Origin of the sequence: Variovorax paradoxus NBRC 15149, assembly GCF_001591365.1 — a bacterium.
GTDB classification, from domain to species: Bacteria; Pseudomonadota; Gammaproteobacteria; order Burkholderiales; family Burkholderiaceae_C; genus Variovorax; species Variovorax paradoxus.
Genome location: NZ_BCUT01000001.1, coordinates 1,960,856 through 1,983,493 on the forward strand (window position 1 = coordinate 1,960,856; position 22,638 = coordinate 1,983,493).

The following is a 22,638-nucleotide window of genomic DNA, read 5'->3' on the forward strand; positions in this document are numbered from 1 at the left end:
GCCCGCGGCCGGCCAGCGCGCCAGCCTTGACCTTGACACGGTGTCAGCCTGGAAACTGGCGATGCGCTGCGCGTGGTGCGCAGCAGCATCTTCCTGCTTTCTCGTTGGAGCACTCGATGAACCACGCGCATTCCGGAGCGCCGCAGCACCCGCATCACGAAGGCCACCACGCGCCGCATGACCACACGCCTGTGCCTGTGCCTGCGCCCGCCGGCACCATCTACACCTGCCCGATGCATCCGGAGATCCGGCAGGACCATCCGGGCAACTGCCCCAAGTGCGGCATGACGCTGGAGCCCGAGATGCCGACGCTCGACGAGGGCGAAGACCCCGAGCTGCGCGACTTCAAGCGCCGCTTCCTTTGGACGCTGCCGCTCACGCTCGCGGTGGCCGTGCTCGCGATGGCGGGGCACCGGCTGCAGTGGTTCGAGATGGCCACGCAGAGCTGGATCGAGCTGGTTCTTTCGCTACCCATCGTGCTGTGGGCGGGCTGGCCCTTCTTCAGGCGTGCCGTGCAATCGGTCGCCAACCGCAGCCCCAACATGTGGACGCTCATCGGCCTGGGCACCGCGGCCGCCTTCGTCTACAGCGTGGTGGCCACGGTGGCGCCGCGCGTGTTTCCCGAATCGTTCATGTCGATGGGCCGCGTGGCGGTGTACTTCGAGGCGGCCGCGGTGATCATCTCGCTCACGCTGCTGGGCCAGATCCTCGAACTCAAGGCGCGCTCGCAGACCTCGGCGGCGATCAAGTCGCTGCTCGGCCTCGCGCCCAAGACGGCGCGGCGCATCGGCGCCAATGGCACGGAAGAAGACGTGCCGATCGCCCACGTGCACGTCGGCGACAAGCTGCGCGTGCGGCCCGGCGAGAAGGTGCCGGTGGACGGCGTGGTGGTCGAGGGCGCGAGCGCGGTCGACGAGTCGATGCTCACCGGCGAGCCGCTGCCCGTGACCAAGCGGGCCGGCGACAAGCTCATCGGCGCCACGCTCAACACCAGCGGCGCGCTGGTGATGCAGTCGGAAAAGGTCGGCTCGCAGACCGTGCTCGCAAGCATCGTGCAGATGGTGGCGCAGGCCCAGCGCTCCCGCGCGCCGATGCAGCGCATGGCCGACCACGTGGCCGGCTACTTCGTGATGGCCGTGATCGGCATCGCGGTGCTGACCTTCTTTGCGTGGGGCTTCTTCGGGCCGGCGCCGAGCTGGACGCACGGGCTCATCAATGCGGTGGCGGTGCTCATCATTGCCTGTCCCTGCGCGCTCGGCCTGGCCACGCCGATGTCGATCATGGTGGCCACGGGCAAGGCGGCCACGCAGGGCGTGCTGTTCCGCGATGCGGCCGCGATCGAGAACTTCCGCAAGGTCGACGCGCTCATCGTCGACAAGACCGGCACGCTGACCGAAGGCAAGCCGGGCTTCGAACGTGCGGTGGCGCTGCCCGGCTTCAGCGAGGACGAGGTGCTGCGCCTCGCGGCAAGCCTCGACCAGGGCAGCGAGCATCCGCTCGCGCACGCCATCGTGCGTGCGGCGCGCGAGCGCGGGCTTGCGCTGGCCGCGGCCGACGAGTTCGAGTCCGCCAGCGGCATCGGCGTGAACGGCAGCGCCGGCGGCCGCCGGCTGGCGCTCGGCAACACCGCGCTGATGGACCAGCTGGGCGTGCCGGTCGATGCGCTCCGGCCGCAGGCCGAGGCGCTGCGCGCCGAGGGAGCCAGCGTGATGTTCCTCGCGGTCGACGGCCAGCCCGCCGGCCTGCTGGCCGTGTCCGACCCGGTCAAGGCCACCACGGCGGAAGCGCTCGCGGCGCTCAAGGCATCGGGCATGCGCGTGATCATGGCCACGGGCGACGGCCTGACCACCGCGCGCGCCGTGGCCGCCAGGCTGGGCATCGACGAGGTGCACGGCGAAGTCAAGCCGGCCGACAAGCTGGCGCTGGTCGAGAAGCTGCAGCGCGAAGGCCGCATCGTCGCGATGGCCGGCGACGGCATCAACGATGCGCCCGCGCTCGCCAAGGCCGATGTCGGCGTGGCCATGGGCACCGGCACCGACGTCGCGATGAACAGCGCCCAGGTGACGCTGGTCAAGGGCGACCTGCGCGGCATCGCGCAGGCACGCATCGTCTCCGAGAAGACCATCGCCAACATGAAGCAGAACCTGGGCTTCGCGTTCGTCTACAACGCACTGGGCGTGCCGCTGGCTGCGGGCGTGCTGTTCCCGTTCACGGGCTGGCTGCTGTCGCCGATGATCGCGGCGCTGGCGATGAGCCTGAGCTCGGCGTCGGTCATCACCAATGCATTGCGGCTGAGAGCCGAGGGCACGGGCGGCAGGCCGGGCTGAGGCGCCAGTCCCATGGGGCACCGGGCCGGCAGCATTCGAACTCCGCCTACATACATTTGGCGCGGGTTCATGCAAGTTGGCCGGATGACACAGCCCATCGAACTCATCATCGAGGAGCCAGCCCTCGGATCATTTGTCTGGCGCCTGCTCGAAACGGATGCGAACGGAGCGAACCCCAAGGTGCTCCGCGACGCCTTCGATCCGGCGGACACCTACGAAGCCGCGCTGGCCGCGGGACAGCGCGCGCTGCACAGCGAGATTCGCCGACGCGCGCCGAACCAGGCCCAGGCCCAGAGCGCCTGAGCGAAGGCAGTCCCCGACGCACGGCCCGCGGGCCGTTGCTACAAGTGCTTCGGCCGCGCAGGCTCGGAGATCTTTCCGAGCGGATCGGCCGCCGCGCCGGCCTCGCCCTTGGCCGCCACGTCGCCCAGCGACAGGATGCCCACGAGGCGCTTGTCGCGGTCGACCACCGGAAGCCTGCGGATCTGCACCGCGCTCATCTGGCTGAGCGCCTCGTCGACCGTGTCGTCGGCATAGCACCAGTACGCGTCGGCGGTCATGATCTGCTTGACCGGCGATGCGCCAAGGTCGATCTCGCGGGCCACGCCGCGCACGGCAATGTCGCGGTCGGTCACCACGCCGACCAGCCGGCTGCCGTCGCACACCGGCAGCACGCCCACTTCGAGTTCTTCCAGGGCCTTGGCGGCCTGCACGATGGTGTCGCCCGGCGCCACCGTGCGCACGCCGCGCGTCATCACTTCATGAACCTGAGTCATCGCATGTCCCTTCTGCAGCGAAGGCCCGCTGCAGGTCCCAGCTTAGGCGGGCGGCGGGCGGGCCGTGTCGGCAGTCTCGGGGACCGCAAGTAAGCCATGTCGCACTTCGCCGCTGCGAAGGGCCCGGCTGCGCGCGGCGGGTACGTAAGATCGGCGTCCGCCGGTTTTCCGCAACGACGACAAAGGAGATCTACAGATGCAGAACAAAGCCCTCGAGCCTCGCCGCCGCTTCCTGAAGAATGCCGCGGGCTCCGGACTGGCCGCCGTCGCCGGGCTGGCCAATGCGCAGTCCTTCGACTTCAAGCCCAACCAGCGCTACCCGGACCCTTCGGTGCTGATCCTGGACCCGAGCTTTGCCAAGTACCGCATCTACAGCAGCACCGTCGAGCAGTTGGGCACCGGCATGCGCTGGGCCGAGGGGCCGGTGTACTTTCCGGAGGGCGCCTACCTGCTGTGCAGCGACATTCCGAACAACCGGCTCATGAAGTACGACGAGAAGACCGGCAAGTTCACGGTGCACAAGCAGAACGCCAACTATGCCAACGGCAACACGCGCGACCGCCAGGGCCGCCTCGTCACCTGCGAGCATTCGGTCACGCGCCGCGTGGTGCGCACCGAGAAGAACGGCCGCATCACCGTGCTGGCCGACAGCTACGAGGGCAAGAAGCTCAACGCGCCCAACGACGTGGTCGTGAAGTCGGACGACAGCGTGTGGTTCACCGACCCGACCTTCGGCATCAACGGCGAGTGGGAAGGATCGAAGGCCACGCCGGAGCAGGCCACCACCAATGTCTACCGCATCGCGAGCGACGGCAAGCTCAGCGCCGTCATCACAGACCTGGTGAACCCGAACGGGCTCGCGTTCTCGCCGGACGAGAAGAAGCTCTACGTGGTCGAGTGGAAGGGCACGCCCAACCGCAGCATCTGGAGCTACGACGTTGCCGCCGATGGCGCCAGCGTGTCGAACAAGACCAAGCTCATCGATGCGGACGGCCCCGGCGCGCTCGACGGATTCCGCGTCGACCGCGACGGCAACCTCTGGTGCGGATGGGGCTTCAACGGCGCATTCGCGCCCGAGCCCACCGACGTGGGCGGCGGCCTGAAGGCCCACCTGCCGCTCGGAAAATCCGAAGAGATGGACGGCGTGAAGGTCTTCAACCGCGACGGCAAGCCGATCGGCTTCATCCGCCTTCCCGAGCGCTGTGCCAACCTCGAGTTCGGCGGGCCCAAGCGCAACCGCCTCTACATGGCGAGCAGCCATTCGCTCTATGCGCTCTACGTGGAGGCGCACGGCGCGGTGTAGCGTCCGGCCCTACACCAGCGCCGCAATCTCCGCGGCGCCCAGCGCGCCCTGGTAGATGCGGAAATCGCCGAGGCGGCCGCGCAGTGGCGGATCGTTCGGATACTGCGAACGCCCGAGCAGGTTCTTCGTGGTCTCGCCGAGCTCGCAGGGCGCGAAGCTCATCTGCGCATTGCTGCCGGCCACCGCGCCGTCGATGTACAGCGTGCCGAGCGTGCCGGACAGGGTCACCGCCACATGCACCCAGCGGCCGGTCGGCAGCGGCGACGCGCCTTCGATCATCTGCATGTTGTAGCCATGGACCGGCGAGATGGCGTAGCGCACCTTGCCGGTGTCGCTGCGCGGCGTGAGCATCATGTAGCGGCGCTCGCCGGAGCCGAAGTCGAAGACACGCGACCAAGTCGATATCTCGTCCAGGAACACCCGGCATGCGATGGTGAAGTCGGCCACGTCCTTGACCACGCCCACGGGGAGCTCGGCATAGTCGGCGGCCGCCTGCGTCTCGCTGAAGTCGCGCTGCAACAGCAGCTCGGCCTTGATGGCGGCGCGGGCCTCGTCGGAGGGCTTGCTTTCTCCGGCCGCGGTCAGCGCCACCACCGCGTAGTGGTACACCACGCCGGGCGCGACGGTGCTGTCGGTGAAGGTCAGCGTATCGCTGATGCCCGTGGCCACCGTGGCATACGGGCCGCCTGCGATGGTGGCGCGCTTGACCGAATAGCTCAGCGCGCCGGTGCAGCCCCACCACGAGAGCTCGACCTGCGGTCCATGCACGCGCGCGGTGAGCCCGCTCGGCCGCAGCGGCGTCGTGATCGGATCGCGCGTGTAGGTGAGCGTGCCGAAGCCGAGCTGGTCGCCGTTGTTGCCGTCGGTCTCGGGCCGCATCTGCTCGGCCTGCAGCGCGGTGTAGGGCGTGGCGATGCCCAGCCGGTTGGCATAGTGGTTGTGGACGCTTTCCCAGATGCCGCGCCGGTGGCCGAGGCCGTCCCCCAGCACGGTCTTCGTTCCCTGCCGGTTGGCGCTGGTGAGAAAGGGCACGGTGTAGAAGTTGCCGGCGCCGTCCTGCAGGTTCGACTTGGCCACGTACTCGGCGCCGGCAAGGAAGCGGTTGTTCTCGTAGCCGTAGATGTCGTCGCCCTGGTTCCACGCCATCTCGCAGAAGGCGCCCGCCAGGCCGATGCCCAGCGTGCAGTGCCCCTGGTCGCGGCCGCTCTCCTGCCACTGGCCGAGGTAGCCGGGATGCACGTGGTAGACCGCCTGCAGGCCGGCGCCATTGCCCTGGCCCGTCTTGTAGTAGCTGATCGCCTCGTCATAGAGGTCCGTCCGGTCGCACAGCACGCCGATGGCCAGGATCGAGCCCAGCGCGCACTGGTCCCAGTTGGCCCAGTAGTTGGTGATCACCGCACCGTTGTGCCTGTCGAGGAAGTCGTGGTTGAGCGGATAGAACACCGTGAGCATCATGTTCTGGAAGCGCTCGAAATCGCTGGCCGCCCATCCCGGATAGGACCGCATGATCTCGGCCGCATTCGCGAACTGCTGGCCGTAGATGCCCGCCGCAAGAAAGCGATCCGCATTGCCCGTGACCTCTTTCAGCGTGGAGGACCACTCGTTCAGGAAGACCACGGCAAGGTCGGCATAGCGCGTGTCCTGAGAAACCTTCCAGCGCAGCGCGAGCTGGTAGGCGCGCGCGACGTCGATGTAGAACTGCGCGAAGTTCTGGCCCGGGACGTCCCCCCGAATCACCGTGGCCAGCGGCCGCGGCTTGGCGCCGAGCTGCGAACGGCCATTGGAGGTGAGCGCGTTCCAGCCGGCGAGCCAGGGCTGCGCATTGGCCGCGACCTTCTGGCGCATGCGCTCGAAGTCGGCCTCGGTGTGCAACAGGCCGGGGTGCACGAACTTGCGCGCCTGCGGTGCGGGGGGCGCCGCGTCGGGCGCCGCGGATGCATCGGTCGCGGCTGGCGGAGCGGCCGCCGGGGCCGATGCATCCGCCTGCGGCGCACCGCTGCCCAGCGCGCCGAAGCCGCCCGCCACGCCGCCGCCGCCGCCACCCCCTCCTCCTCCACACGCGGTGGTGCCGAGGGCCGCGAGGCTCACGGCGCCCACGCAGAATGCGCGGCGGTCCAGGGGATTGATGTTGTTTTCGCTTTGTGACTGATGCATGTCGGGATCGAGTTTTGTTAAACCTCGTTACCGCAACATGCATGCCCAATCGGCGGATGCATTCTTTCCTATTCACTGAATCCCAGCGCGGGACACGGGCGGCACCGCGAAGGTGCGGCAGGCCGCGCCGCGGATGACATTCAGTGTCAACCCGCGGCGCCGATGCGCTCAGAAATGTCATGCCAGCCCGCCGCGGGCCGCCGCGCTAGAGCTGCAGGTTGACCTGGACGCCGGGCGTGCCGGGCGCCGTTTGCGCGACCACGACGATGCGCTCCTCGAGCCGCTGGAAATGCAGGTCCACCCGCGCGTGGCCCACCTGCAGCCGCTGCACGTGCAGCTGGTCGATGTCGGCCGGCAGCCGCGGCTGCACGATCTTCACCTCGCGCCGGATGCCGTCCACCTGCAGGCCCAGGCAGGCCTGCAGCAGCATGAACACCGAGCCCGCGGCCCAGGCCTGCGGCAGGCATGCCACCGGATAGGCCACGGGCGACTGGCCCGGCTCGCGGTCGAAGCCGCAGAACAGTTCCGGCAGCCGCATGCCGAAGTGCGCGGCCGACTCGAACAGGTTGTCCAGGATGCGCACCACGCCGTCGCGCTCGCCGTAGCGCGCAAGGCCGGCCGCGCACAGGGCCGCGTCGTGCGGCCACACCGATCCGTTGTGATAGGACATCGGATTGAAGCGCACCGCCTCCGCCGGCAGGGTGCGGACCCCCCAGCCCGATGCGAAGGCCGACGACAGCAGCTGGCGGCCCACGGCCTGGGCCCGCTCTGCGCTCGGCAGGCCGGCGAACAGCAGGTGGCCCGCGTTGGAAGCACGCACGCGGCAAGGCTGGTTGGCACCGTCGATGGCCAGCGCATAGAAGCCCAGGTCGTCGAGCCAGAACCGGCTCTCGACCGCAAGGCGCATGGCCGCCGCGCGCTGGCGCCAGCGGCTCGCGCCCGCATCGCCGCGCCACTCGGCCATGGCCGACATCGCAAGGAAGGCCGCATAGGCATAGCCCTGGACCTCCACCAGCGCGATCGGCCCCTCGGGCGTGCGGCCGTCGGCGTGGAAGATGGAATCGTGGCTGTCCTTCCAGCCCTGGTTGACCAGGCCGCTGGCTTCGCCGCGCTGGTAGGCGAGCAGGCCATCGGGATGGCGCGCCATGTTCCGCTCCATCCATTCGCAGGCCGCGCCGAGCGCGGGCCAGATGCGGTCGATGGTGGCGCGGTCGCCGGTGCGCCGTGCATAGGCGCCGGCCAGCGCCACGAACAGCGGCGTGGTGTCGACGCCTCCGTAGTACTGGCCGAAGGGCAGTTCGTCGACGGCGGCCATCTCGCCCTTGCGGGTCTCGTGCATGATCTTTCCGGGCTCCGCATCGCGGAAGCTCGAGGTCTGGTGCGCCTGCCGCGCCGCCAGGAATTCGAGCACGCCCTGCGCCAGCCTCGGGTCGATCCACAGCGTCTGGAAGGCCGTGACGATGGCGTCGCGCCCGAACGGCGTCGAGAACCACGGGATGCCTGCGTAGGGATAGGGGCCGGTGGGCAGGTCGGTGGTGAGCAGCGCGAGGTCGGCGCGCGAGCGGTCGAGCCAGGCCTGGAACAGGCGCCCCGAGGCGTGCAGCCGCGAGCCGCGCCGTTGCCGCTGGCGCATGCGCCAGCGCGCGAGCACGCCGGCCTCGCGGAAGCGCTGGGCGCCGGGCCGCGCGGGTGCCGTGCCCACCTCCAGGTAGAGCGTCCAGTGGCCGCGCGCGGCCAGCGGCACGGCGAACTCGGCGGTGCCCGCGTCCAGGCGCTGCGGCGCCTCGGAAAAATCGATGCAGGCCAGCCGCGTGACGGTGTCCAGTCCCTGGTAGCGCAGCACCACGCCCTGGGCGCCGACCTCGGGCGGGCCGATCTCGCCGCGCCGCGCGCGCCGCTGGCCGCGCACCTCGAACATGTCGCGGAAGTCGGCACCGAACTGCAGCGTGAGCGGCGCCTGCGCGGGCTGGTCGCCGTAGTTGACCAGCCGGATGCGCTCGAACAGCCGCGCACCCCAGAGAAAGCGCTTGCGCTCCAGATGGATCACGCCCTGCGGCATCGACGTCGATCCGAGCACCGGCAGCGGACGGTTGGTGAGGTTCGCAATGAAGAAGACGTTGTCGTGGCTCACGCCGCTGGACAAAAGCGGCGGCCGCGCGCCGCCCAGCCGGAGCACGAAGGTCGACAGCATGCGCGTGTCGTCGTGAAAGAGCCCGTCCACGCCGCCGCCCACGTCGCCGTGGCCGTCCATCACGAAGTAGGTGTCGCCCTCCTTGAGCACGAAGGCATGCTGCACCGCGCGCTCGGGCGCGGGCTCGGCCTGCTCGGTGGCGGGCACTTCCGCGCTCATTGGAGTACCTTCGTGCTTCGCACTGCGGTGCGAGCTTGCTTGGGGGCGGCCCGGCGCGGCGCTCATGCTCAGGCAGCCTCGCGGTAGAGGGGCTCGTGCAGCTCTTGCGGCTCCTGCGGCAGGAGCGCGCCGCCGCCGGCCAGGCGCGCGTACTGCTCGACATAGGCGCTGGCCATGGCCTGCGCCGAGTAGCGCCGTTCGAAGGCCTGCCGCACGCGGCGGCGGTCGAGCGCGCCGATGGCGTGCACCGCCTCGACGGCCTGCGCCTCGTCCTCGACGATGAGCCCGCTCACGCCGTGCTCGATCACCTCGGGCACCGAGCCGCAGCGCCAGCCGATCACCGGCGTGCCGCAGGCCATGGCCTCGATCATCACCAGGCCGAAGGGCTCGGGCCAGTCGATCGGGAACAGCAGCGCGCGCGCGCCGCCCAGGAACGCGGCCTTGTCGGCGTCGCCGATCTCGCCGATGAACTCGACCAGCGGATCGTCCAGCAGCGGCCGGATCTTCTGCGCGAAGTAGCTCGCGTCCGCCGCGTCGACCTTGGCCGCGATCTTCAGCGGCAGCCCCGCGCGCCTGGCGATCTCGATGGCGCGGTCGGGCCGCTTCTCGGGCGAGATGCGGCCAAGGAAGGCCAGGTAGCCGCCGGGGTTCGGCTCGAAGGCGTAGGGCGTCTCTTCGAGTCCGTGCGGAATGGTCGCGAGCCAGTTGGCGAAGGGCAGCGGCTTGCGCTGGTGGCGCGAGATGGAGACCAGCGGAAACTGGTTCCAGCGCATGTACGCGCCGGGCAGGTCCGCGATGTCCAGGCGCCCGTGCAGCGTGGTGAGCGTGCGGCCGGCCATGTCCTCGAAGAAGGGAAAGTGCAGCAGGTCGACGTGGAAATGCAGCACGTCGAACTCGTGCGCTCGTCGTCGCACTTCGTGGAGCATGCAGAGGTGGCTGGCCAGGTCGGACTTCAGCGGCGCCGGGTCCAGCCGCAGGGCCTGGGCCCGCATGGGCGCCAGGCGGGCCCGGGTCTGCGTGTCCGCGGAGGCGAACAGCGTGACCTCGTGGCCCTGGTCCACCAGCGCATTGGCCAGGTGGGCAACGACTCGTTCGGTGCCGCCATAGAGCCGCGGCGGAACGGCTTCGTACAGGGGCGCGATCTGCGCGATCTTCATCGTCAAGACAATCTCCTCGAAAGGGAATGAATGAACAAGGAACAAGGCGAAGAATGGAGGCGGCACAGCCTCCGGCGCACATCTGAGGGTTGGCCCGACCGGTTTCAAGCCCCTTTTTTTACCTCTCGTGTGCCGCGTCGAGCAAGCAGCCTTGGCGCAGTTGGCTCAGACTGAGGCCATGCAAGCCATGACGCCGCCGGCCGGCTCCCGGCCTTCCACACGGCGCGCATGCCGCGCCCGTGCTGCATTGCTGCTGCTGTTGCTGCTGCTGTTGCTGCTGCTGGCGGCGCCGCTGGCCAGCGCGCACGCGCCGGAGCCGGCAACCGCCGTGCCGGCCCTCGGCTGGAGCCTGGAGCCCTGGGTGCTGGCCTGTCTGGGCGCGAGCCTGCTGCTCTACCTGGCCGGCCTGCTGCGCCTGTGGCGCAAGGCCGGTGCGGGCCGCGGGGTCGGCATGCGGCGCGCGGCTTCGTTCGGCGCGGGCTGGCTCGCGCTGGTGCTGGCGCTGGTCTCGCCGCTCGATGCGCTCGGGGGCTATCTGTTTTCCGCGCACATGGTGCAGCACGAGGTGCTCATGATCCTGGCCGCGCCGCTGCTGGTGATCGGCCGGCCGCTGGCGGTCTGGACCTGGGCACTGCCGGCGCCGTGGCGCATGCGAACCACGCGCCTGGTGCGGCAGCCCGCGCTGGCCGCCGCATGGGAAGTGCTGACCTGTGCGCCGGTCGCCTGGGCCCTGCACGGCCTCGCGCTCTGGGCCTGGCACCTGCCGCTGTTCTTCGAGGCGGCACTGCGCAGCCAGGCCGTGCACAGCCTGCAGCATGCGAGCTTTCTTGCGACGGCGCTGCTGTTCTGGTGGCCGCCGCTCGCCGGCGCTTCGCGCGCCGGGCATGGCGGCTCGATGCTGTATCTCTTCACGACCATGGTGCACACCGGCGCCCTCGGTGCGCTGCTGACCTTCTCGACCGTGCCCTGGTATCCGGCCTACGGCACCGCCACGCCCGCGCTGGGCTTCGACCTGCTCGAGGACCAGCGCCTGGGCGGACTCATCATGTGGGTGCCGGCGGGCCTGGCCTACCTGGTGGTGGCGCTGGTCGCAGCGGCGCGGCTGCTGCAGGGCGAAACCGTGCGCGCGGCACCGGGCGCCATGCCGCCTCGCTAGCAGCCATTCGCATCGGCCATTGCATCAGCCGATGCCGACAGCCAAGTCGGCTTGCCGCCCTACAACAGGCACTCCTTGCCTTGCTAATTTGCTGAGGCCCTCGACGTGGGGCTCACGGTGGAGGCGGCCCTGGACCGGAGAGAGAAACGATGGACGCACTGCACGACGTGCTCGCCCCTTTCGGCCCGCAGGCGGGCCATGTGCATGCGCTGTGGACGCTGACGCTGGCGGTGTGCACGGTGGTCTTCGCAGCCGTGCTGGCGGCGCTGCTCGTCGCGCTGCTGCGCGCGCAGCGCGCGGGTGCGGAAAGCGCGCCGGACCTGTCGTCCCTGGGCCGGCCCGAGCCCGGCCGCCGACGCAGCGTGATCGCGGCCGTGGCGGCCTCCACGCTGCTGCTGCTCGCGCTCATTGCGGCCAGCATCTTCACCGACCGCGCGCTCGCGCGGCTGTCCACCGACGGCGCGCTGCGGCTCGAGGTGACGGCCCACCAGTGGTGGTGGGAGGTGCGCTACGTGGAGCCGCAGGTGGCCGACAGCTTCATGACCGCCAACGAGATCCATGTGCCGACCGGCCGGCCCGTGATCGTCACGCTCAAGGCCGACGACGTGATCCACAGCTTCTGGGTGCCGAGCCTCGCGGGCAAGAAGGACCTGATCCCGGGCCGCACCGCCACCCTGAATTTCCGCGCCGACCGCGACGGCATCTACCGCGGCCAGTGCGCCGAGTTCTGCGGCTCGCAGCATGCGTTGATGGCCTTCTTCGTTCTGGCCGAGCCGCCCGAGCGCTATGCGGCCTGGGCCGCGGCGCAGCGCCGCACGGCGGGCGAACCCGCAGAAGGCCAGCCGCTGCGCGGCCGCGAAATTTTCATGCGATCGAGCTGCGCGATGTGCCACGCCATCGACGGCACCTCGGCGCAGGCCGTGCGCGGGCCGAACCTCACGCACCTGGCAAGCCGCAGCACGCTGGCCGCGGGCAGCCTGGCCAACACGCCGGAAGACCTGCGGCGCTGGATCGCCGATCCGCAGCAGGTCAAGCCCGGCACCTACATGCCCGCCACCCGGCTCTCGTCCGAAGACATGGACGCGCTGGTCGGCTACCTGCAGACCCTGCGCTGATGAACGACGAACGCGCCATGCAGCAGCAACCCGGCCGCACCCCCGCCCCGCCGCACCTGAAGGACGGCCCCGGCCCCGGCTCGCCCGAAGCCGCCGCGCTGGACGCCACCTGGCGCGATCCGCCCGGGCTGCTCGGCTGGCTGGCCGCCGTCAACCACAAGGCGATCGCGCGCCGCTTCATCGTCACCACCTTCTGCTTCTTCGTGGCGGGCGGGCTGCTTGCGTTCGTGATGCGGCTGCAGCTCGCGCGGCCCGGCGCGCGGCTGGTCGGGCCCGACCTCTACAACCAGCTGTTCACGATGCACGGCTCGACCATGATGTTCCTCTTCGCCGTGCCGGTGATGCAGGCCGTGGCCGTGTATCTGCTGCCGCTGATGCTGGGCACGCGCAGCGTCGCCTTTCCGCGCCTGAACGCCTTCGCCTACTGGATCTTCCTGTTCGGCGGGCTGATGCTCTACGCGGTGTTCGCGCTGGGCGCCGCGCCCGACGTGGGCTGGTTCTCGTACGTGCCGCTCGCGGGGCCCGACTATTCGCCCGGCAAGCGCACCGACTTCTGGGCCCAGATGATCACCTTCACCGAGCTGTCGGCGCTGCTGGAGGCTATCGTGGTGATCACCACCGTGTTCAAGCTGCGCGCGCCGGGCATGGCGCTCAACCGCATTCCGCTGTTCGCCTGGGCCATGCTGGTGACGGCCTTCATGGTGCTGTTCGCGATGCCCGCGGTGATGCTGGCGAGCACCACGCTGATCACGGACCGGCTGGTCGGCACGCACTTCTACAACCCGGCCGAGGGCGGCGACGCGGTGCTCTGGCAGCACCTGTTCTGGTTCTTCGGCCACCCCGAGGTCTACCTGATCTTCCTGCCCGGCCTGGGCTTTCTCTCGGCCATCATCCCGACCTTCGCGCGGCGGCCGATCTTCGGCTACACGGCCATGGTGCTGGCGCTGATCGCCACCGCCTTCCTGGCCTTCGGGCTGTGGGTGCACCACATGTTCGCGGTCAACCTGCCGGAGCTCGGCAAGAGCTTCTTCACCGCGGCGAGCATGCTGATCGCCATTCCCTCGGCCGTGCAGATCTTCTGCTGGATCGCCACGCTGTGCAGCGGCCGGATCGACTTCAAGACGCCGCTGCTCTTCGCGCTCGGTTTCTTCTTCATCCTCGTGCTGGGCGGCCTGACCGGCATCATGCTGGCCTCGGTGCCGCTGGACCTGCAGGTGCACGACAGCTACTTCGTGGTGGCGCACCTGCATTACGTGCTGATCGGCGGCGCGGTGTTTCCGCTGTTCGGCGCCTTCTACTACTGGTATCCCAAGATCACCGGCCGGCTCATGAGCGAGCGCCTCGGGCGCTGGAACTTCTGGCTCTTCTTCGTCGGCTTCAACGTGACCTTCTTCCCGATGCACCTGCTCGGCCTCCGGGGCATGCCGCGCCGGGTCTACACCTACCAGGCGGGCCTGGGCTGGGACACGCTGAACCTGGTCGCGACCCTCGGCTCCTGGGTCATCGCGCTGTCGGCGCTGCTGTTCGTGGTGAACGCGCTGCGCAGCCTGCGCCGCGGCGCGCCCGCGGGCCCCAACCCCTGGGGCGCCGGTACGCTCGAATGGGCCACCGAGTCGCCGCCGCCGCCATGCAACTTCCACGCGATTCCGGTGGTGCACGGCCGCGATCCGCTCTGGGAGCCGCCGCGCACCGCGGCCGACGGCGGGCAGCCGCCCTTCACGCACGTGGGCGGTCTCGCGGCCCATACGCGCGAACTGCTCGCCACCACCGTGCTCGATGCGCGGCCCGACCTGCGCGTCAACTTCCCCGACCCGACCATCTGGCCGCTGGTCAGCGCACTGGCCGTCACGGTGCTGTTCATCGGCTCCATCTTCACGCCGTGGGCCGTGGTGTGGGGCAGCATCCCGATCGCGATCGCGCTCACGGCCTGGTTCTGGCCCCGGCGCGCGGAAACCGCGGTGCACCTTCGCCTGGAGCAGGGGCCATGACGGCACCTCGGCGCGAGCTCGACGTCTCGGCCCTGCCGAGCTATGCCTTCGGCCACCGCAGCCTGATGTGGTGGGGCACCTTCGGCCTGATCGCGATCGAGGGCACGATCTTCGCAATCGCCATCGGCGCCTACCTGTACCTGCGCAGCCAGGCGGACAGCTGGCCCCTCGGCGCACCGCCGCCCGACCTGCTGTGGGGGTCGGCCAACACGCTGATCCTGCTCGCGAGCATCTGGCCGAACCAGAAGGCCAAGCGCGCCGCCGAAGCCCGCGACCTGGTGCGCACGCGCGGCTGGCTGCTGGTGTGCCTGCTGTTCGCGCTGGCCTTCCTGGTGCTGCGGGGCTTCGAGTTTGTGGCGCTGCACACGCGCTGGGACCACAACGCCTACGGCTCGGTCGTCTGGACCCTGCTCGGGCTGCACACGGTGCACCTGCTCACCGACACCTACGACACGGCCGTGCTGGACGTGCTGCTGTTCACCGGCCCGATGGAAGGCCAGCGCTTCGTCGACGTGAGCGAGAACGCGCTGTACTGGTACTTCGTCGTGTTCTCCTGGCTGCCGATCTACGCGGTGATCTATGGCGTGCCGCGCCTTCATTGAATCGAGGGAGAACGGGCCATGACCAAGCTGCACGCCTCGAAGACATGGCTCGCGCTGCTCGTGGTGCCCGCCTTCGCGCTGCTCTGCCAGACGCTCGCGTATGCCGCGGTTCCCCAGGCCTGCACCCTGCAGACGACGCTGCTGCTGCATGCGCTGAGCATCGGCGCGCTGCTGGGCTGCCTCGCGCCCACGCTGCTCGCGGGCGGCGAATGGCGGCGCCTGGGCAGCGGCGTACAGGCCGGCGGTACGCTGGACAGCGACGCGGCGGCGCCCGCCGTGCGCCAGCGCTTTCTCGCGGCGCTGGCGACCGGCATGGGCGCACTTTTCACGCTGCTGGTGGCGGCGCAATGGTTCGCGGCCTGGGTGCTGTCACCCTGCCTGCAATGAACAGGGCGGCTCTGAGTGCCCGCGTTCACAGGGCGGGGGGAATGCGGATTTCGATCGGATGCGTGCGCTCATGGCGCTGCTGGCATTCGAGGCAGCGCGCCGAGGCCGGCATGGCCTCGAGTCGATCGAGCGGAATCTGCACGCCGCAATCGATGCAGGTTCCGAACTCGCCGGTGCGCAGGCGCTCGCGCGCGGCCTCGATGTCCCGCAGCTCGGACACGTCGCGCTCCACTTCCGCGCCCCGGAGCGCGCCGCGCAGCCGCTCCTCGGCCGCGTCCACCGTGTCCGGCACCTGGACGTGCGGGGTGCGGGTGGGCGCCTCGTCCTCGTCGGCCTTGGCGGCTCTCAGTTCGCTTTCGAGTTCGGCCGCCCGCTCGTCGAGCTTGCGGTTCCATTGCGCTTTTTCAGTGTTGTCCATGGCAGAGTGGCAGGCAATCGGCATGCCCGCCGCGGGCCGCCATCGGAACATCCAGCCGCAGGATTCGAATGGATTTGCAGCAACCGCAACAACCGCACCTCGACGCCGTTCTCCTGGCCGCCTTGCGCGCGGCACCGCGCCGGTATCGCCTGCCTCCTCTGCCGGTCGATGCCGAGGCGGCCGTGGCGGGCGGCACGCAGGCCACGCTCGCCTTTGCGATCGAGGCCGCGCGCACCGGGCCCGCACCAGGCATCCAGGCGCTTTTCACCCGCGCGCTGGCGCAGTTGATCCGCGAGGCGCTCGCGCCCGAACGCGGCGACCCGGCGTTCCAGGCCGCCATGCTGCAGGCGCGGGACGCGCAGGTGCATGAGCATGTGCAGCTGTCCCGGCAGCGCGCGGCCGATCGGCGCACCCTCAGGATGGCGGTCGATGCCATCGCGCATCCCGGCAAGCTGCGGCGCGAGGCGGCCGGCGCCCTGCGCGACGCGCTGGCCCGGCTGCACGGCCTTGCGGCCGCGGGCGCATGGGCGGAACTGGCAGAGGCCATCGGGCAGCTGCTCGCGCAGGAACTCCCCGGCCCCGGAAATTTCCGCGCGCCGCTGGAAGCGATCCACGCAAGCCCCGCGCTGCGGCGGCTGGTGCGCGGCAGCGAGCTGCTCCGGCGCGAGAGCGTGCAGCGCTACCAGGCGCTGTGCGAACGGCGCGGACCGCTCGCGGGCAGCGATGCCGCGGCCGCCGAAGGGCGCGCATCGGCGCAGCAGGGCCGGATCGCCGAACACGCCGCGGTCGAGGCCTTCCGCGAGATCGCCGGCATGCTGAACCGCCATTGCAAGGGAGCCGCCACCTACCGCGTCGCACGCGGTCTTCGCACGCCGCGCGGCTTTCCGGGAGAAGCGAGCAAGGCCAAGGAGGAGTGGGACGCCGCCATCGTGCGCGGAGGCGATGCGGGTGGCGCCAGCCTCGTTCTCCTTGCCGAAACCAAGGCCTCGCCCGCCGCGGCCACCTCCGACTTTCCGCGCCTGCTGCGCGGCCTGCGGCGCCTTGCGAAGGCCGACGCCGACGCGGTCTACGCCTTTGCATCGGCCGACGGCGAGCAGCGCATTGCCGGCGCCTCGCTGCAGGGCCTGCGCCCGGCCCGCCGCCTGTTGCCGCCCCACGTGATCTATTGCTGCTCGGCACCGCCCGAGGCCTTGCCGCAGCCGCTGGGCGCCGCAACCAGGGCCGTGCTGCTTGCCGAGCCCGCGAGCCTGGCCTTCGCGCAACAGCTCGCACGCGGCGAGGCGCCATCGCATGCCGCACTGGCCCGGTCTGGCACGCGCTGGCCACGGCACCGCGGCTGCAGGCCGCATTGCACCAGTACGAAACCGCGCAGAAGGCACGCGCGGCCATGCTGCATCCGGACGACCTGCTGGCGTCGGTGGCGCACGGCCTGGAGCGTTCCTACTCTTCCTCCTGAGTGGCCAGTTCCTTCGCCACCGCGCGCCGGCCCTCGGGCGACAGCACGTGCAGGGATCGCGCCGGAATCGCAAACTCCACGCCCAGCCGCGCGAACTCGCGCATCATCTGCAGGTTGAGGCGCTGCTGCTCGTCCATGTAGAGCCCGTAGTCCGGCGTGGTCACGAAGTACACGACCTCGAAGTCGAGCGAGCTCTCGCCGAAGGCCTGGAAGTGCACGCGGTCCAGCCGCAGCGACGGTCGCGACTCGATCAACCGCTTCACGATGCCCGGTATGGCCTCCAGCTGTTCGGGCGTGCTGCGGTAGCTCACGCCAAACTTGAAGGCAATGCGGCGCTCGTCCATGCGGCGATAGTTCTTCACGGTCTGCTTGAGCAGGTCGGTGTTGCCGATCACGATCTGCTCGCCGCTCAGGCTGCGCAGGCGCGTGGTCTTGAGGCCCACGTGCTGCACTGTGCCCGAGAGCCCGCCGACACCGATCGCATCGCCCACCTCGAAGGGCTTGTCGACCGCGATGGACAGCGAGGCGAACAGGTCGCCCAGGATGTTCTGCATCGCAAGCGCGATCGCAATGCCGCCCACGCCCAGGCTGGCGACGAAGGCGGTGATGTTGACGCCCAGGTTCGACAGCACCGCCAGCAGGATCACCGCCCACAGCACGGTGCGCATCGACCACGACATCAGCGTGGCCGATGCGCTGACCTGCGTCATGCTCGCGGAGGCGTGGCGCTGCTCGTAGCGGCGCAGCCCGAAGCCGATGGCCCGGGTGAACCACAGGCCCGCCTGCAGCGCAATGGCAATGAACCACAGCTGCCCGACGCGCTGGTTCCAGCGCTCGGGCAACTCGAGCATGCCCACGCCGACGAGCAGCGCGGCCAGCACCAGGAATGCGCGGTTGGTGCCGGCCAGCACTTCGACCACCGTGTCGTCGATGCGATTGCTCGTGTGCTGCGCGATGCCGCGCATGCGCCCGATCATGTAGCGCAGCACCAGCCGCATCGCCAGGTAGGCGGCAAGCGCGGCGGCCACCGCCAGCGCCAGATCGGGCACCGGCAGCCCCAGCAGCGTTGCATCGGCCAGCGTGTCGAGCGCTTCGTTCATCGGAGAACGGCCTTTCCGGGCTTGGAGTGAAGGAAGATCATCGCTGCGGGTTGTGCGGCAAATATTGCCGCACATGCGAGAGCGCTACCCGGCGGCTCGCTCAGCTCTTCGGACGGACATGGATCTCCGGAAACTTCTCGTCGTAGAAAGCCATGCGGCCCTTCAGCGCCTGGTGCTCGTCGTACGGATCTTCGTATGACCAGATCGCGTCGTCGAGCTGCCGCTCGCCCACGTTCAGGCTGTAGTAGCTCGCGGTGCCCTTGAACGGGCATTCGGTCGTGGTCTGCGAACGCTTGAGCTTGTCCGTGCGGACGTCGGTGCGCGGAAAGTAGTAGCGCACCGGCGACTTGTCCTCGACCACCTTGATCACGTCCGCCGAGCTCGCGACGACCATGCCTTCGACCTCGGCCTCCATCGGCTGGCGAAGCGGCTCCTCGCGCACCTGGTGGTCGGGCCATTTCTGGTGTCCTGGTGATTTGCTCATTTCTTGGTACTCCTGGAGGGATCGAGATGGTCCCGAAACCAGTCGCGCGCCAGCTTGGACACCGCGCCCAGCGCTTCGGGTTCCTCGAAAAGATGCGTGGCACCGGGCACGAGCGAAAGCCGCTTCTCGCCGCGCAGCACCGCAAGGGCTTGCCAGTTCATGTCGATCACCGGCCCGTCATTGCCGCCGACGATCAGCAGCGTGGGCGCGCGCACGCGCTCGAGCGCGGGCCCGGCCAGGTCGGGCCGCCCGCCGCGCGAGACCACGGCGTGCACCGCGTCGGGCCGCTGCGCCGCCGCCACCAGCGCGGCACCTGCACCGGTGCTCGCGCCGAAGTAGCCGATCCTCAGGCCCGCGGCGGGCTCGTAGTCGCACAGCCAGTCGGTCAGGCCGACGAGCCGGTCGGCCAGCATGTCGATGTCGAAGCGCAGCTCGCGCGTGCGCTCGTCGACGGCCTCTTCGTCGGAGGTCAGGAGGTCGACGAGCAGCGTGGCCAGCTTCGCCTCGTTGAGGCTCTCCGCGACCTGTCGGTTGCGCGGGCTGAAGCGGCTGCTGCCGCTGCCATGCGCAAACAGCACGATCCCGCGCGAGGCCGCCGGCAGGCTCAGGTCGGCCTCCAGCGTGACGGAAGAGCGCAGCGGAATGCGGAGCGCGCGGCGCTCGAAGGGTCTGGATGGGGGGTCCAATTTGGCTTCCTTTGCGCGAGGCACTTCACACATTGCTCGGCCTCGCCATCGGTCACCTTAATTTTTTGCAGCGGTTCTTCTGTAGGGCGATGCTCACATTCGCGTAGGTGCAGTGGAGCGTTGCATATTGAAAGAAAACTGCGCTGCAGGTGGGTCCATGGCGCCGCGTGCTCATGGTGCGACGCGCTCCGTGCCAGGATTGATTGGCAGGCGCCGCATCGCGTCCCGCAAAGGAGGCCACCATGAAAGTCGAGATCACGAAAGCACCCGTCGCACAAACGGAGATGCTGGTTCGCAAGCCCGTCGCAGAGGTGTTCGAAGCGTTCATCGATCCCGGTGTGACAACCAACTTCTGGTTCACCAAAAGCAGCGGCCGGCTCGAGGCCGGCCGCGAAGTCAGATGGGACTGGGAGATGTATGGGGCATCCACATCGGTGCTCGTGAAAGACATCGAACCCGACAAGCGCATCGTGATCGAGTGGGACGGATACAGCGGCCGCACGACGGTCGAATGGACGTTCTCCGCACGCGAGGATGGAACGACCTATGTCGTCATCACGGAGTCTGGCTGGACAGGAGATGGCGACGAACTCTTCAAGTACGTTGCCGAGTCGACCCAAGGCTTCACCTGGACGCTTGCAGGGCTCAAGGCATTTCTCGAGCATGGCATCAAGCTGAATCTTGTCGCGGACAAGAACCCCGATGCGCTCAAGGCTGGCTGGCAGCCGGCCTGACCGTTCATTGCCTCTTGGCGCGCACGCGCGGGCTTAGAAAGTCTCCCAGTCTCCGCTGGCGGCCGACGTGCCCGCGATGGCCGCCACTGGCTTGCGCGGCGGTGCAGCGGCAAGTGCACGCCGAGCCGGCTGGACCGGCTGCTCGACACGCGCCTGGACGGGTGCGGGCCTGGGCGGCGCCGCGGCGGGTTCCTCTTCGTCGTCGTCGAGCTTGAAGGTGGCCACCACCTGCGAGAGGCTGTCGGCCTGTTCCTGCAGCGACTGGGCCGCGGCGGCCGCCTTCTCGACCAGCGCCGCGTTCTGCTGCGTCACCTGGTCCATCTGCGCGATCGCCTGGTTCACCTGCTCGATGCCCTGCGCCTGCTCGTGGCTGGCGGCCGTGATCTCCCCGATGATGTCCGTCACGCGCTTGACGCCGCTCACGATCTCTTCCATCGTCTTGCCGGCCTCGCCGACGAGTGCACTGCCCACGTCGACCTTGCCCACCGAATCGTCGATCAGGCCCTTGATCTCCTTGGCCGCCGCGGCCGAGCGTTGCGCGAGGCTTCTCACTTCCGACGCGACCACCGCGAAGCCGCGGCCTTGTTCGCCTGCGCGCGCGGCTTCGACAGCCGCATTGAGCGCCAGGATGTTGGTCTGGAACGCGATGCCGTCGATCACGCCGATGATGTCGACGATCTTCCGGGAAGAAGCATTGATCGACGCCATGGTGTCGACCACCTGCCCCACCACGCTGCCGCCCTTCACGGCCACTTCGGAGGCCGAGAGTGCGAGCTGGTTGGCCTGCCGTGCGTTGTCGGCGTTCTGCTTGACGGTGCTCGTGAGCTCTTCCATCGAGGCCGCGGTCTGCTCGAGCGAGCTCGCTTGCTCCTCGGTGCGCGAGGACAGCTCCTGGTTGCCGGCCGCGATCTGCCCGGACGCCACCACGATCGAGTCGGTCGACGCCTTGATGCGCGTCACCACGTCCGTCAGCGTGTCTTCCATCTCGCCCATGCCGCGCAGCAGCCGCCCGAAATCACCGCCGCGCTCGGTCTCGAATTCCTTGCTGAGGTCGCCCGAGGCCACGGTCTCCGCGATGAAGATCGCCTCGCCAAGCGGCTGCATGATGCTGCGCGCGAGCCAGATGCTGCAGCCCACGCCCGCCAGCAGCGCGGCGACCCCGAAGCCCGCCATGAGGTTGCGCGTCGACGCGATATGCCGTGCGAGCTCCGGGGCGACGCCGCTGCCGGCGACCTCCTGAAGGCCCGAGATGCCGATCGCGAGCCCCGTCGCCATCAACAGCAACACGATCCCGAACGCCGCGCCCAGCTGGGCACTGATCTTCCAATTGCGCATGTGCTTTTTCCGTGACGGCCGCCGATGCGGGGCCAGGTTGCCTGGTATATCGGCAGTGCGGCGGCGGAACTTGAGGGGGTGGGTCTAGGCGTAAACCCGGGGTTCGCCCTACGAGCGCCCGGCCTGGCGCGGAACGCTGCGGGCCGCCCTGGAATGAAAAAAGCCCCAAGCAGTTGATCTACTTAGGGCTTTTTTGATTTTGATGGTCGCCTGCGGACGACCTCAAAATGATGAATGGTGGCCTGGGGCGGAATCGAACCACCGACACGCGGATTTTCAATCCGCTGCTCTACCAACTGAGCTACCGGGCCTTGGTGTGCAGCCTTAAATTATACAGCGCTTCTGCGCCCTCTCGAAAGATCGACGCCAAGTTGTTTGAGCTTGCGGTAGAGATGGGTGCGTTCCAGGCCGGTCTTCTCGGCCACGCGGGTCATCGAGCCGTTCTCCATGGCCAGGTGGAATTCGAAGTAGGCCTTCTCGAAGCCGTCGCGTGCATCGCGCAGCGGGCGGTCGAGGTCGAAGCTCTGGGTCGACTGCGGGCCCGCGTCGGGCACCGGCACGGAGGCGAGCGAGGCCAGCAGCAGGCTGTCGCCGGTGGTGGTGATGGCGGCCGAGGGGTTGATGCCCGGGGCCGGGGGCACCACGCCCGCCGCCGCGCGCCTGGCGTTCTCGCGCGCGAGGCCCTGCTCGACGGCCTTCAGGAGCTTCTGCAGCGTGATGGGTTTTTCGAGGAAAGCGAAGGCGCCGATGCGGGTGGCGTCGACGGCGGTGTCGATGGTGGCGTGGCCGCTCATCATGATGACGGGCATGCTCAGCAGCCCGGCGGTGGACCATTCCTTGAGCAGCGTCACGCCGTCGGTGTCGGGCATCCAGATGTCGAGCAGCACGAGGTCGGGCCGTGCGCGCTGCCGCGCTGCGCGTGCCTCGGCCGCGTTTTCCGCCAACTCCACGTTGTGGCCTTCGTCATTGAGAATTTCGAAGAGCAGGTCCCTAATGCCCAGCTCGTCATCGACCACGAGAATGTTTGCCATGAGTGCTGCTTGTTGTATGCGCCGGTATCTGCAATGTGTGTAGGGTCCGCCAGCCGCCCCATCGTCTGCGCGCGACGGG

Annotated in this window: 19 protein-coding genes and 1 tRNA gene; 9 read left to right on the top strand and 11 right to left on the bottom strand. The window is 69.2% G+C overall.

What is annotated here, in order from left to right; translation table 11 throughout:
• Positions 1–116: 116 nt before the first annotated feature.
• Together VPA02S_RS09205 and VPA02S_RS09210 are read left to right on the top strand one after the other, a co-directional pair.
• On the top strand, positions 117–2,327 hold the full coding sequence (locus VPA02S_RS09205) for a copper-transporting P-type ATPase (RefSeq protein WP_062363482.1): 2,211 nt from the start codon (positions 117–119) through the stop codon (positions 2,325–2,327).
• An 84-nt stretch (positions 2,328–2,411) separates the two neighbouring features.
• Positions 2,412–2,630, top strand: coding sequence for a hypothetical protein (locus tag VPA02S_RS09210; protein WP_230537749.1), 219 nt, complete (start codon positions 2,412–2,414; stop codon positions 2,628–2,630).
• 38 nt (positions 2,631–2,668) lie between these two features.
• On the opposite strand, the gene VPA02S_RS09215 is transcribed toward VPA02S_RS09210, so the two are convergent.
• Positions 2,669–3,103 carry a CBS domain-containing protein gene (locus VPA02S_RS09215; RefSeq protein WP_012745860.1) on the bottom strand — a complete coding sequence of 145 codons (435 nt, stop codon included), beginning with the start codon at positions 3,101–3,103 and terminating at the stop codon, positions 2,669–2,671.
• A gap of 196 nt (positions 3,104–3,299) precedes the next feature.
• Between VPA02S_RS09215 and VPA02S_RS09220 the strand changes: the two genes are divergently transcribed.
• The gene (locus tag VPA02S_RS09220; RefSeq protein WP_062363485.1) at positions 3,300–4,406 is read left to right on the top strand and encodes an SMP-30/gluconolactonase/LRE family protein; all 1,107 of its coding nucleotides are present in this window, start codon (positions 3,300–3,302) and stop codon (positions 4,404–4,406) included.
• Between the two features lie 9 nt (positions 4,407–4,415).
• Here the strand turns inward: VPA02S_RS09220 and VPA02S_RS09225 are convergent, their stop codons facing one another.
• The 3 genes from VPA02S_RS09225 to VPA02S_RS09235 form a co-directional block, all read right to left on the bottom strand.
• The gene (locus VPA02S_RS09225) at positions 4,416–6,560 is read right to left on the bottom strand and encodes a LamG-like jellyroll fold domain-containing protein (protein ID WP_062363488.1); all 2,145 of its coding nucleotides are present in this window, start codon (positions 6,558–6,560) and stop codon (positions 4,416–4,418) included.
• A 205-nt stretch (positions 6,561–6,765) separates the two neighbouring features.
• Complete coding sequence (locus tag VPA02S_RS09230) at positions 6,766–8,910, bottom strand: amylo-alpha-1,6-glucosidase (RefSeq protein ID WP_062363491.1); 2,145 nt, start codon at positions 8,908–8,910, stop codon at positions 6,766–6,768.
• A gap of 68 nt (positions 8,911–8,978) precedes the next feature.
• On the bottom strand, positions 8,979–10,067 hold the full coding sequence (locus VPA02S_RS09235) for a glycosyltransferase family 4 protein (protein ID WP_018903806.1): 1,089 nt from the start codon (positions 10,065–10,067) through the stop codon (positions 8,979–8,981).
• A 187-nt stretch (positions 10,068–10,254) separates the two neighbouring features.
• On the opposite strand from VPA02S_RS09235, the gene VPA02S_RS09240 reads away from it, so the two are divergent.
• From VPA02S_RS09240 to VPA02S_RS09260, 5 genes are all read left to right on the top strand, one after another.
• Positions 10,255–11,223, top strand: a complete 969-nt coding sequence (locus tag VPA02S_RS09240; protein ID WP_155736563.1) for a cytochrome c oxidase assembly protein — start codon at positions 10,255–10,257, stop codon at positions 11,221–11,223.
• 149 nt (positions 11,224–11,372) lie between these two features.
• The gene (coxB, locus tag VPA02S_RS09245) at positions 11,373–12,338 is read left to right on the top strand and encodes a cytochrome c oxidase subunit II (protein WP_062363493.1); all 966 of its coding nucleotides are present in this window, start codon (positions 11,373–11,375) and stop codon (positions 12,336–12,338) included.
• The gene (ctaD, locus tag VPA02S_RS09250; RefSeq protein ID WP_062363496.1) at positions 12,338–14,326 is read left to right on the top strand and encodes a cytochrome c oxidase subunit I; all 1,989 of its coding nucleotides are present in this window, start codon (positions 12,338–12,340) and stop codon (positions 14,324–14,326) included. The genes coxB and ctaD overlap by 1 nt, the downstream gene beginning before the upstream one ends.
• A complete protein-coding gene (locus VPA02S_RS31690) occupies positions 14,323–14,928 on the top strand; it encodes a cytochrome c oxidase subunit 3 (protein WP_062363499.1) in 606 nt (201 codons plus the stop codon). The genes ctaD and VPA02S_RS31690 overlap by 4 nt, the downstream gene beginning before the upstream one ends.
• Before the next feature lie 18 nt (positions 14,929–14,946).
• Entirely contained in the window at positions 14,947–15,315 is a 369-nt protein-coding gene (locus VPA02S_RS09260; RefSeq protein WP_018903814.1) for a hypothetical protein, read from the top strand.
• A gap of 25 nt (positions 15,316–15,340) precedes the next feature.
• On the opposite strand, the gene VPA02S_RS09265 is transcribed toward VPA02S_RS09260, so the two are convergent.
• From VPA02S_RS09265 to VPA02S_RS09285, 4 genes are all read right to left on the bottom strand, one after another.
• Positions 15,341–15,733, bottom strand: coding sequence for a TraR/DksA family transcriptional regulator (locus VPA02S_RS09265; RefSeq protein ID WP_012745847.1), 393 nt, complete (start codon positions 15,731–15,733; stop codon positions 15,341–15,343).
• A gap of 1,440 nt (positions 15,734–17,173) precedes the next feature.
• A complete protein-coding gene (locus tag VPA02S_RS09275; RefSeq protein WP_062363502.1) occupies positions 17,174–18,289 on the bottom strand; it encodes a mechanosensitive ion channel family protein in 1,116 nt (371 codons plus the stop codon).
• Between the two features lie 100 nt (positions 18,290–18,389).
• Complete coding sequence (locus VPA02S_RS09280) at positions 18,390–18,773, bottom strand: DUF427 domain-containing protein (protein WP_062363505.1); 384 nt, start codon at positions 18,771–18,773, stop codon at positions 18,390–18,392.
• Positions 18,770–19,492 (bottom strand): dienelactone hydrolase family protein, encoded by a 723-nt coding sequence (locus VPA02S_RS09285; RefSeq protein ID WP_062363507.1) that lies wholly within the window; start codon positions 19,490–19,492, stop codon positions 18,770–18,772. The genes VPA02S_RS09280 and VPA02S_RS09285 overlap by 4 nt, the downstream gene beginning before the upstream one ends.
• Before the next feature lie 209 nt (positions 19,493–19,701).
• Between VPA02S_RS09285 and VPA02S_RS09290 the strand changes: the two genes are divergently transcribed.
• On the top strand, positions 19,702–20,193 hold the full coding sequence (locus tag VPA02S_RS09290) for an SRPBCC family protein (protein ID WP_062363510.1): 492 nt from the start codon (positions 19,702–19,704) through the stop codon (positions 20,191–20,193).
• Between the two features lie 33 nt (positions 20,194–20,226).
• On the opposite strand, the gene VPA02S_RS09295 is transcribed toward VPA02S_RS09290, so the two are convergent.
• From VPA02S_RS09295 to VPA02S_RS09305, 3 genes are all read right to left on the bottom strand, one after another.
• Positions 20,227–21,528 carry a methyl-accepting chemotaxis protein gene (locus VPA02S_RS09295; protein ID WP_062363513.1) on the bottom strand — a complete coding sequence of 434 codons (1,302 nt, stop codon included), beginning with the start codon at positions 21,526–21,528 and terminating at the stop codon, positions 20,227–20,229.
• 235 nt (positions 21,529–21,763) lie between these two features.
• Positions 21,764–21,839 (bottom strand) — tRNA-Phe (locus tag VPA02S_RS09300).
• Positions 21,840–21,857: 18 nt separating this feature from the next.
• A complete protein-coding gene (locus VPA02S_RS09305; protein ID WP_012745757.1) occupies positions 21,858–22,559 on the bottom strand; it encodes a response regulator in 702 nt (233 codons plus the stop codon).
• Between the last annotated feature and the right edge of the window lie 79 nt (positions 22,560–22,638).